At 71.4% G+C, this 9,937-nt stretch carries 10 protein-coding genes and 1 pseudogene; 9 read left to right on the top strand and 2 right to left on the bottom strand.

The features are described 5' to 3' along the window. Positions 1-95 precede the first annotated feature (95 nt). Positions 96-500, bottom strand: a pseudogene (gene mog / locus MET9862_RS26685) (molybdopterin adenylyltransferase); the annotation flags it as partial. A gap of 335 nt (positions 501-835) precedes the next feature. Between mog and MET9862_RS26690 the strand changes: the two are divergent. From MET9862_RS26690 to MET9862_RS26730, 9 genes are all read left to right on the top strand, one after another. After that, positions 836-1,597 (top strand): DsbA family protein, encoded by a 762-nt coding sequence (locus tag MET9862_RS26690; RefSeq protein ID WP_142585967.1) that lies wholly within the window; start codon positions 836-838, stop codon positions 1,595-1,597. Between the two features lie 85 nt (positions 1,598-1,682). Next, positions 1,683-2,309, top strand: coding sequence for a DsbA family protein (locus MET9862_RS26695; RefSeq protein WP_012752966.1), 627 nt, complete (start codon positions 1,683-1,685; stop codon positions 2,307-2,309). 258 nt (positions 2,310-2,567) lie between these two features. Then, entirely contained in the window at positions 2,568-4,631 is a 2,064-nt protein-coding gene (locus MET9862_RS26700) for a heavy metal translocating P-type ATPase (RefSeq protein ID WP_142585968.1), read from the top strand. Further along, positions 4,628-5,185, top strand: a complete 558-nt coding sequence (locus MET9862_RS26705; RefSeq protein ID WP_009863353.1) for a TlpA disulfide reductase family protein — start codon at positions 4,628-4,630, stop codon at positions 5,183-5,185. The genes MET9862_RS26700 and MET9862_RS26705 overlap by 4 nt, the downstream gene beginning before the upstream one ends. Beyond that, entirely contained in the window at positions 5,182-5,646 is a 465-nt protein-coding gene (locus tag MET9862_RS26710) for a hypothetical protein (protein WP_012752969.1), read from the top strand. The genes MET9862_RS26705 and MET9862_RS26710 overlap by 4 nt, the downstream gene beginning before the upstream one ends. Positions 5,647-5,689: 43 nt before the next feature. Then, positions 5,690-6,853, top strand: coding sequence for an ABC transporter permease (locus tag MET9862_RS26715; protein WP_012752970.1), 1,164 nt, complete (start codon positions 5,690-5,692; stop codon positions 6,851-6,853). Next, positions 6,846-7,553, top strand: a complete 708-nt coding sequence (locus tag MET9862_RS26720) for an ABC transporter ATP-binding protein (RefSeq protein WP_012752971.1) — start codon at positions 6,846-6,848, stop codon at positions 7,551-7,553. Before MET9862_RS26715 ends, MET9862_RS26720 begins: the two co-directional genes overlap by 8 nt. Beyond that, positions 7,546-8,286, top strand: coding sequence for a cytochrome c biogenesis CcdA family protein (locus MET9862_RS26725; RefSeq protein ID WP_012752972.1), 741 nt, complete (start codon positions 7,546-7,548; stop codon positions 8,284-8,286). Before MET9862_RS26720 ends, MET9862_RS26725 begins: the two co-directional genes overlap by 8 nt. A 119-nt stretch (positions 8,287-8,405) precedes the next feature. After that, on the top strand, positions 8,406-8,807 hold the full coding sequence (locus MET9862_RS26730) for an ArsR/SmtB family transcription factor (RefSeq protein ID WP_009865682.1): 402 nt from the start codon (positions 8,406-8,408) through the stop codon (positions 8,805-8,807). Positions 8,808-8,970: 163 nt separating this feature from the next. Here the strand turns inward: MET9862_RS26730 and MET9862_RS26735 are convergent, their stop codons facing one another. Next, positions 8,971-9,930 carry a metallophosphoesterase family protein gene (locus tag MET9862_RS26735; protein WP_244612928.1) on the bottom strand — a complete coding sequence of 320 codons (960 nt, stop codon included), beginning with the start codon at positions 9,928-9,930 and terminating at the stop codon, positions 8,971-8,973. Between the last annotated feature and the right edge of the window lie 7 nt (positions 9,931-9,937).

Consider the following 9,937-nt stretch of genomic DNA (forward strand, 5'->3'; position numbering starts at 1 on the left):
CATGCTGATCGTCGTCATCGATGACCCCTATGATCGGTTCCGATTCAACCATCAGGCATACGAGATGCCGGTCGGTGGGGGCATCCACCGCATCAGTTCACGATCAGCGCCTTGCCGCGCAGGCCCGCCGTCTGCCGCGACAGGATGGCGGTCGGCACCTGATCCAGGCCGCGCCGCCGCATCAGTTCGCCGAAGCCGGGCATCATCCTGTCGCAGGCGGCCTCGGTACCCTCGGGGGTGAGGTCGCGGGGCGCCGGCCCCGTCCCGCCGGTGGTCAGGACCAGGTCACAGTGCGCGTCGTCCACGAGCCGGATCAGGGCGTCACGCACGCTCTCGACGCCGTCCGGCACGGTGCGCGCGACCGCCTCCCAGGGAGAGGCGAGGATTTCCGCCAGGACGGCATGCATGGCCGGCCCGCTCGCGTCCGCGTAGCCGCCTGAGCTCGCACGGTCCGAGACCGTCAGAATGCCGATCCGCGCCGGGCGGGCCGATGGGGTCATGAGAGGCCGTCTCCAAACTTCAGGTGCGGCAGAGCCTCGTCACGCAGGCGAGCCGCTGGTCGGGCGCGAGGGTACCGCTCCATGGCTCCGGTGCTTCCGTCCGCGTGAACGGCGCCGCCCCTGCGGTATCACCGTCGCCGTCGTTGAACGTGACATCGCGTTTCGGGATCTCCGCATAGGACGGCCTGACACCCCAGGATCGCGCGGCCGGGGTGTGCCGGCGCGCCGCCCGAGCCAGGCGCTTGCCAGACATATCAGCACATGGCAATATGATGAGATGATCGGTACCGCAAGCCCCTCGGTCGGGGCCGGTCGGAAGGAGCCATTCGGCACTCATGATCCCGTTTCGCCTCGCCCTCATCGGGTTGCTCGCCTCCGCTCCGGCCGTCGCTCAGGGTCAGTCCGGCATCCTGAGCGCGGAGCAGCGGCCGGCCTTCGAAGCGGTCATCAGGGAGTATCTGCTGAAGAACCCGGACGTGGTTCAGGAGGCCTTGACCGAGCTTGAGCGCCGCCAGCAGGAGGCGCAGAAGGCGACACAAGCTGTCGCACTGCGCGAAGCGCGCGGTAAGCTGGTCAACTCCGCAAACGATTACGTTATCGGCAATCCGGCCGGCGACGTCACGCTCGTGGAGTTTTTCGATTACAATTGCCCGTACTGTCGAAAGGCGAGAAGCGATGTGGACGCCCTGGTCAAGAGCGATCCGAAGCTGCGGGTGGTCCTCAAGGAGTTCCCGGTTCTCGGGGCGGCCTCGACCGACGCCAGCCGCGTCGCAATCGCCGCGAAGCGGGGACTGCCCGCAGGCAAGCTCCGAGAGTTCCATGACAAGCTGATGGAAACGCGAGGCCGCGCCGATGGGGAACGCGCCCTCGCGGTCGCCAAGGACTTCGGGCTCGATCCCGGGAAGCTGCGGAAGGACATGCAGGACGAGGCGGTCGCGACCGTGCTCCGGGAGAATGCCGCCCTGGCCGACCAGCTCGGCATAACGGGGACCCCGGCGTTCGTCCTCAACGACGGCATCATCGCGGGCGCGGTGGGCGTCGAAGCGCTGCAGCGGGCCATCGCGAACATCCGCGAATGCGACAGGGCTTCGTGCTGACCGTCATGCATCCCAGCGCCCGCCAGGCCCCATTCCGCAGACCGGGCGAGCCGCATCCAAGCATCTGCCGAGGAAGCGAATTGCGATGAACCGACGCGGAGCACTTCGGCTGCTGTTGATAGCCTCGGCCTCGGCAACCGTGAAGCCGGCCCTTGCACAAAACGTATCGGCCCGGGAACTCGCCGAGGCGGGGCCGCTCGGGGATGTCGTGCTCGGGTCGCCGGACGCCAGGGTGACGATTGTCGAATACGCGTCCCTGACATGCGGCCATTGTGCGGCATTTCACCGAGAGACGTACCCGGAGCTGAAGCGGCGCTACATCGACACGGGGAAGGTGCGCTTCATCCTGCGCGAGTTTCCGCTGGACCCCCTGGCGACCGCCGGATTCATGCTGGCCCGCTGCAAGGGCCATGCAAGCTATTACCCGGTCACCGATCTACTCTTCGATCATCAGAAGGACTGGGCTTTCACTGCCAAGCCCCTGGACGATCTGCAGGCGATCCTGCGGCAAGCTGGGTTTCAACAAGAAAAATTCGAGTCCTGCCTCAAAGATCAGAAGTTATACGCGTCGGTCAGCGCCGTGAGGCGGCGCGCCACCGAGACCTTCAAGGTGAGTTCAACGCCGACTTTTTTCATCAACGGACAAAGGTACGCTGGGAACCTTTCGATGGAGGACATCGAAAAAATCATCGCCCCCATGCTCGGTTCCTGAGGGGGCGAACCCGTCCGGGCGCTCGTCCCCACCCCTCCGCACGGTTTCGTGAATGGCCCCGAATACCCCTGCCCGCCGCATCGGCGCCCAGAAACACGCGGGTGTGACGCACCGCACGGCGACACCGGATCCGAGCGCCCGGCCGCGGGACCTGCGCGACCCGGGCGGCGCGGTCGCGCTGCGCTTGCCGGAAGCAGGGCCGGCCGGCACCGCACGGGGTGTCGCCCCGATACCGGCCCCGCGCGCGGAGGCCGAGCCATGCTGAGCGAACGACCGGGCCACGACGCCGCCGACGCCCCGGCATGCGGGTGCGGCGTCGGCTGCGGCGCCGTTTCGGCCGCGCGCGACCCTGCGCTGCAGAACACGATGGCCAGCTTCTCGGCCGGTCTGCTCGCCGCCTTCGGCGCGACCCTGGGGGCTGTCGTCGGGTTCGTGGTCTTCGCCGAATGGTCCGGTCTCCTGGACCGGCTGTCCGGGTTTGTCGCATGGCCGCTCTGGCTCGCGGCGGTCCTCCTCGGCGGCTACCCGATCTTCCGTTCCGTCCTGCGCGCCGCGTTCAGGCGGCGGGTGACCTCGCACACCCTCATGACGGTCGGCCTCGGCGCCGCCGTGCTCACGGGCGCTTGGCCGGCCGCGATCATCGTCGTGTTCTTCATGCGGCTCGCCGATTACGTCGAGCATTTCACCGCCGAGCGCGCACGCTGCGCCGTCAGGGAGTTGACCAGCCTCGCTCCCGAAAAAGCCCGGGTCGAGCGCCACGGGTCCGAGATCGAAGTGCCGGTCGCCGAGGTGCGGATCGGCGAGACCGTGGTCGTGCGCCCGGGCGAGAAGGTTCCCGTCGACGGCGAGGTCATCGCCGGACAGGCCACCGTGAACCAGGCCTCGATCACCGGCGAGTCGATGCCGGTCGAAGCGGGCCCCGGCGCGCGCGTCTTCGCGGCGAGCTTCGCTCAACTCGGCGCCCTGCGTGTCCGAGCGACCGCCATCGGCGTCGACACGACCTTCGGCCGGGTCATCAAGATGGTCGAGGAGGCCGACCGACACCGCGCCGACGTGCAGCGCATCGCGGACACGTTCGCGACCTGGTACTTGCCCGTCGTCATCGCCGTCGCGACCGCCACCTTCTTCGTGAGTGGAAACGCGCTCGCGACCGCGGCGGTGCTGATGGTGGCCTGCTCCTGTTCGTTCGCGCTGGCCACGCCCGTCGCCATGATCGCGTCGATCGGCAGCGCCGCCCGGCGCGGTCTCCTGATCAAGGGTGGGCGCTACCTGGAGGCTCTCGCCAGGGCCGACGTGGTGCTGCTCGACAAGACCGGCACGCTGACGTTCGGCCGGCCTCGGATCACGGACGTCGTGCCGTTCGATGGATCGGGCGCTCCGGGCGAGGAGCGGTTGCTGAGGATGGCGGCGGGCGCGGAACGCTACTCCGAACATCCCCTGGCCGAGGCGGTGCGAGCGGCGGCGGCCGAACGCCAGCTCTGTCCGGCTGAGCCCGAGCACTTCGAGGCCATGCCCGGCCACGGCGTGCGGGCGCGTATCGCGGGCGCGACGGTCACCGTGGGCGGCAGACGCCTGCTGCCGGACGGATTTCACAGACCGCCGCGGATGGCCGATCTGGAAGCGGCGGGCAAGACGCTCGTGGTCGTGGCCTGCGATGGCAGCCCTGTCGGGGTTCTGGCGGCGACGGACACCGAGCGGCCCGCGGTGCCGGCCGCCCTCGCCGCGCTGCGGGCGCTCGGCATCCGGCATTTCGAGCTGGTGACGGGCGACAACGCTCGCACCGCCGCTGCGCTCGCCGGACCGCTCGGCCTGGGTTACCGCGCCGACCTGTTGCCGGAGGAGAAGATCGCGGTCGTCAAGGAGTACCAGAGCCGCGGGCACGTCGTCGTGATGATCGGCGACGGCGTCAACGACGCACCGGCGCTGGCCCAGGCCGACGTCGGCATCGCGATGGGCGCCGCGGGCAGCGGCGTCGCCCTGGAGGCCTCGCATGTCGCGCTCATGCGCGAGGATTGGACCCTCGTGCCCGAGGTGGTCCGCATCGCGCGGCGCACCATGAGGGCCGTGCGGTTCAACCTCGGCTTCACGGTCGTCTACAACCTGACCGGCCTCAGCCTCGCGGCGTCCGGCCTCCTGCCGCCGACGCTGGCAGCCGCCGCGCAGGCGGGACCCGATTTCGGAATTCTCGCGAACTCGGCCCGCCTCTTACGTCCGAGGTCCGGCGCGCGGCCCGGCGGGGGCGGTCCCGACAAGCCCGGATGCCCGCCACTTCGGCTTGACCAAGACCCAGCCGTGCCGCGCGCGACCGAGGCGCGGGCATGAGCCAGACCCGCATGGAGAGCCTGAAGCGGCCGGCAACCCGGCGCCTGGCGTGGCTGGTCCCCGCTGTCCTGCTCCTCGCCGGCGGGGCGCTCTGGTCGAAGGTCGCCGGCCCCGGTTCCCCCGCCTTGCTGGCGTTCGTGGACGGCGAGGGACATCCGGCTCGCCTGGCGGATTTCCGCGGCCAGGTCGTTCTCGTCAATCTCTGGGCGACTTGGTGCCTGCCCTGCCGCCACGAGATGCCGGCGCTGGACCGTCTGCAAGCCAAGCTCGGCGGGCCGGACTTCCAGGTCGTCGCCCTGTCCGTGGACCGGGGCGGCGCCGCGGTCGTGCGCCGGTTCTACGAAACCGCCGGCGTGCGGCACCTGTCGGTGTTCCTCGACAGCGCGGGAGCCGTCCTGCCGCAGGTCGGGGCCGCGGGGCTGCCGACCACCCTCCTGTTCGACCGGGACGGCCATGAGATCGGCCGCTTCGTCGGGCCGGCGGAATGGGACGGGCCGCGGATCGAGGCCATCCTGAGAAATGCCATCGCCCAACAGAGAGGAAGGACCTCATGAACGCGGCAACACCCCCCTCGCGCACGTCCCGGCTCGCGCTCGCGACGCTCACGGCCGTCGGCATCGCCGTCCTGGGAGGAGCCCTCTGGGCCAACACCCGGGGCGCGACCGGAAACGTCCTCGCTGGGCTGGGCGGCACGCCCCGGCCGCTCCCGCCCGGCGCGCTCCAGGTCGATGACATCGCCGCGGATCCCTTCAACTATAAGGGCGGCATCACGCTGCGCGCGGTCGTCGCCAGAGCCGAGGGCACCAGCCCCCGCAAGTTCGTGGTTGTGGATGCCCGCGAGGCCAAGATCTGCAAATCGACGAACTGCGCGAAGTTCTACCTGCCGGTCAGCGCGGAGACCGCGATGCCGGTTGCGCGCTGGGACGAGGTCGACCTGGAAGGCGAGCTCGTCCAGGGCGACCGGCACCCGTATTTCCGGGTGACCGGCCTGAAGAACCACGGTCAGTTCCAATGACGCGCCCTGGCGGCACGACGGCAGGCTCGGCGGGAGACGCAGCGTGAATCTCGGAACCCTTGTCTGGCGCAATCTCGTCCGCCGGCCCGGCCGCTTCGCGTTCACGCTGGCGGGCGTGGCCGTCGGCATCGCGGCTTTCGTGGCCCTTCTCACGCTCGGCCAGGGCCTGACCCAGGAGATCCGGCGCCAGGCGCAGGGGCTGGGGGCGAACCTCGTCGTCACCCCGAAGGGCTGGTGCGCCTACGAGCAGATCTCGGTTCTCACCGGCGAGCAGTTGCCGGAAGCCATCGCGATGACGGAACTCGCCAAGATCGCGGCGGTGCCGGGGGTGCGGACGGCCGTGCCCTACCTGAACCAGCGCACGGCCTTCCGGAACCGCCCGGTGCCGCTGATCGGCATCCAGCCGACGGCGATGCGGGCGCTCCAAGGCTGGCGCGTGGGCCAGGGACGCTACTTCCAGGGACCCGACGAGGCAGGCGTGGTCATCGGCGCGGCCATCGCCCAGCAGTTCGGGCTGCGGCCGGGGGAGACCTTCACCGTCCGCGGCCGCCCGCTCCCGGTCGTCGGCGTCCTGGACACGACCGGAACCAAGGACGACGTCGCCGCCTTCGCGCCGCTCGCCGTCGTCCAGCGCATCTACGAGACCGAGGGCAAGGTCTCCTTCGTCGCCGTGCAGGTCGACGACCTGGAGCGGGCGGACGAGATCAGCCTGCGCATCCAGGAGGCGGCCAACGTCGCCGTGGTGTCGGACAAGCAGCTCGTGAGCTCGGTCCTCTCCATCGTCGGCACCGTCGGCGCGGCGATGCAGGCGGTCGCCATCGTCGGCGTGGTGGCCGCCGCCTTCGGCATCGCCAACACGCTCATGACGGCCGTCTACGAGCGGCGGCGCGAGATCGGCATCCTGCAGGCCATCGGGGGAACCCGGCGCACGCTGTTCATCGGCTTCCTCCTGGAATCCGGTCTCTACGGCGGGCTCGGAGGGCTGATCGGCCTCGGCCTCGGCGTGCTGGCGGCCTACCGGATCGGGCCGTCCCTTGCCGACAATCCCTTCACGGCGGCCCTGCGCCAATCGCCCACGCCGGCGCTCGACCCCGGGACGATGGCGGGCGTGCTGGCGTTCTCCGTCGCCTTGGCGCTGCTCGCCGGGTTCTATCCGGCTTGGCGCGCGGCGCGGCTCACACCGATGGATGCGATCCGACATGTCTGAGGCAGATGCGCTGGTCCGCTTGGAGAAGGTCTCCCGGGTCTACGGCCGCGGCGAGGCGGCGGCGGTGGCCCTGGACGAGGCGTCGCTCGCGATCAAGCGGCGCAGTTGGGTCGCGGTCGTCGGGCCCTCCGGCCATGGCAAGAGCACGCTGCTGCACCTGATGGGCGGCCTCGACCGCTCGACGAGCGGGAAGGTCCATCTCGATGGGGAGGAGTTGTCCCGCCTGAGCGCACGCCGCCTCGCCGCGGTGAGAGCGCGCAAGATCGGCTTCGTGTTCCAGTTCTTCAATCTGCTGCCGCACCTGACCGCGCTCGAAAACGTTCAGACCGCCCTCTGGTTCGGCGGCTGGCCCGCGTCCCGGGCACGCGGCAAGGGGCTCGACCTCCTGGACCAAGTGGGGCTCGCCGACCGGGCCGGCCATCTGCCGGGCCAGCTCTCCGGGGGCCAGCAACAACGCGTCGCCCTGGCCCGGGCGCTCGCCAACGACCCGGATCTCCTGCTTCTCGACGAACCGACCGGGAACCTGGACTCGACCGCCGAGGCGGACGTCCTCGACCGGCTGGCCGCGCTTCACCGCCACGGACGGACCCTCGTCATGGTGACCCACAGCCCGGCCGTGGCCGCGAGGGCGCAGCGGCTCGTCAACGTCCGCGACGGCCGGATCGCGTCGGACGCGGCCGTGGAGCGCGCCGGTGCCTGAGGTCTCGACGGCGGGTCTGCTGACCGCTTTTGCCGGCGGCGCGGTCTCGTTCCTGTCCCCGTGCGTGCTGCCGCTGGTGCCGGGTTACGTTTCCTTCGTGGCTGGCCGGTCACTCGCCGGCCAAGCCAGGAGCGGCGCGCGAGCCGGTCCGGCCGTCCGCGCGCTCCCCCTCGGGCTGTGTTTCGTGCTCGGCTTCTCGACCGTGTTCGTCCTTCTGGGCGCCGGCGCCACGGCGCTGGGCCGGCTCGTCCTGTCCTACCGGTCTGAGGCCGGCATCATCGGCGGCGCCGTCATCCTCCTCTTCGGCCTGGTGACGACGGGCGTCCTGCGGCTCCCGGCCCTGCAACGCGACCTGCGCTACCACGGGGCGCTTGCCGGCGGCGGGCCCGGCGGGGCCTACCTCCTCGGCCTGGCCTTCGCCTTCGGCTGGACACCCTGCATCGGACCCGTGCTCGGGTCGATCCTCGCCGTGACCACCGTCACCGCCGGCGCGGGCGGCCTGGTGTTGCTCGCCGCCTACTCGCTCGGGCTCGGGCTGCCGTTCCTGCTGGCCACGCTGTTCACCGACCGGCTGCTCGGCCTCGGGCGGGGCCTCGGCCGGTTCGGGCGGCTCCTCAATCTCGCGGCCGGAGGGGTGATGATCGGCATGGGGCTCGCCATGATGACGGGCCGCCTGACCGAGATCGGCTCCTGGCTGCTGGAAACCTGGCCAGCCCTCGGCCGGATCGGCTGACGAGGCGCGCTTGTGCGGCTCCACATGGTGGAGACCCGGCATCGACGCGCCGCACGGGCTGGCCGGGCTGGGGATCGAGAGGCGTCGCGCCACATATCAGCGAATGACGATGTCCAAGCATGGCTGAAGACCAGACCCTCCTGCCCGGGCGGCGTGCTCGACCCCAGCGCAGCGCTGCGCCGGCGGCCCTGCGCCGGAAGGCCGAACACATGGCCAAGCTCTGCCGCGGCCTGTCCGATCCCTCGCGCCTCGTCATCCTGGAGGCGCTGCGCCCCGGGGCGCTGAGCGTGTCGGAGATCGTGCAGGCCACGGGGCTGACGCAGTCGAACGTCTCGAACCACCTGGGCTGCCTGTACGATTGCGGGCTGGTCCTGCGCGAGCAGGAGGGGCGCTTCGTGCGCTACCGCCTCAGCGACCCGCGCGTCGAGAGCCTGCTACGCCTCACCGAGGAGCTCGTGGCCGACACCGCCCGGGGCGTGGTGGCCTGCACGGAGATCGGGTGCGGCGGCGGCTCTTGCTAGCCGTAGCCACCGACCGGGCATGGGCCCACGTGGCGGGTCCCGGGCCGCAACCCGGAACCCGGGCGCCGCGGTTCCGGCCCGGGCGGGCGCCCGTCCCGTCATCGGGTGACCACGCCGGATCCTGTCGGCCGATGGCGCCGGAACCGGTGTAGGGGAGCCGGGCTCACGTGGGAGCTCGGGTGGGGCCCGCATGGCAACCGCGGCCGTCAGGCCGTGCTGATGGGCCCCGGTACCGCCCCGGTGTGGGGTTCGCCACGACGCGGGTCCGGCCCAGCCTGTAGTCGGCGCGGCTCGGGACGTGACCGTGGACCCAGAGGCTCGGGGCGCCCCAGCCGCTCATCAGCGGTTCGAGGTCGGAGACGAGGGCGGCGGCGACCCACTCGTCGCCGAGCCAGCCGGGCCAATCCGCGGCCAGGGAGCGGCGCGACGGGGCATGGTGGGTCAACACCACGGCGCGGTCCCCGCGCGCGACGCCGGTGACGACGGACGTCGCGGTCGCCCGGAAGCCGACCTCCTGGTAGGCGATGGAGCCGAGCGCGTCCTCCAGGTAGGCGCGCGAGCGGGCGTGGGCCCCGGCGGCGTCCGGTGGCGACCAGTCACGGCCGGCGCGCAGGCGGATGCGGCGGGCATCCGGCCAGTGATGCCGGGCATACCCTCGCGCGAGGCGGGCGCGGGCCGGCCCATGCAGGGCCCAGTCCGTCCACAAGGTTGCGCCGACCACGTGCACGCCGCGGCCGTGGCCGTCGTCGAGGCGTACGCAGGCGTCCGAGAGGAGATGGAGACCGAGCTCCCGCGCCAGGGCGCGGCCCCGGGCGAGCGCCTCGACCATGGGGACGTCGGACCAGTACTCCGCGTTGCCCGGCACCATCACCACGGGCCGGCTTCCCTGGCGCCCGTCCAGCGCCCGGGCGAGCCAAGCCAACGCGGCCTCGATGCCGGTGCAGACGTCGCCGGCGACGAGCAGCGCGTCGAACTCCGGCAGAGGGTGCGGAAGCTCGTAGGGCGCCCGATCGACCCGCAGGTCCGAGAGGATCCACAGGCGCATCCCCGCGGGCGTCCCGCCGCCGCCGGGCCCGCGCGCGGTCTCCGGCGCCCGACCGGCGTGCCCGGGGCCCACCGGCAACGGCGGG

It is taken from the genome of Methylobacterium symbioticum (genome assembly GCF_902141845.1).
GTDB classification, from domain to species: Bacteria; Pseudomonadota; Alphaproteobacteria; order Rhizobiales; family Beijerinckiaceae; genus Methylobacterium; species Methylobacterium symbioticum.

Coding starts and splice junctions, on each gene's coding strand:
- MET9862_RS26710 (WP_012752969.1), top strand. CDS start 5,182: ATGAACGCGGCAACACCCCCCTCGCGCACGTCCCGGCTCGCGCTCGCG.
- MET9862_RS26730 (WP_009865682.1), top strand. CDS start 8,406: ATGGCTGAAGACCAGACCCTCCTGCCCGGGCGGCGTGCTCGACCCCAG.
- MET9862_RS26705 (WP_009863353.1), top strand. CDS start 4,628: ATGAGCCAGACCCGCATGGAGAGCCTGAAGCGGCCGGCAACCCGGCGC.
- MET9862_RS26720 (WP_012752971.1), top strand. CDS start 6,846: ATGTCTGAGGCAGATGCGCTGGTCCGCTTGGAGAAGGTCTCCCGGGTC.
- MET9862_RS26690 (WP_142585967.1), top strand. CDS start 836: ATGATCCCGTTTCGCCTCGCCCTCATCGGGTTGCTCGCCTCCGCTCCG.
- MET9862_RS26695 (WP_012752966.1), top strand. CDS start 1,683: ATGAACCGACGCGGAGCACTTCGGCTGCTGTTGATAGCCTCGGCCTCG.
- MET9862_RS26700 (WP_142585968.1), top strand. CDS start 2,568: ATGCTGAGCGAACGACCGGGCCACGACGCCGCCGACGCCCCGGCATGC.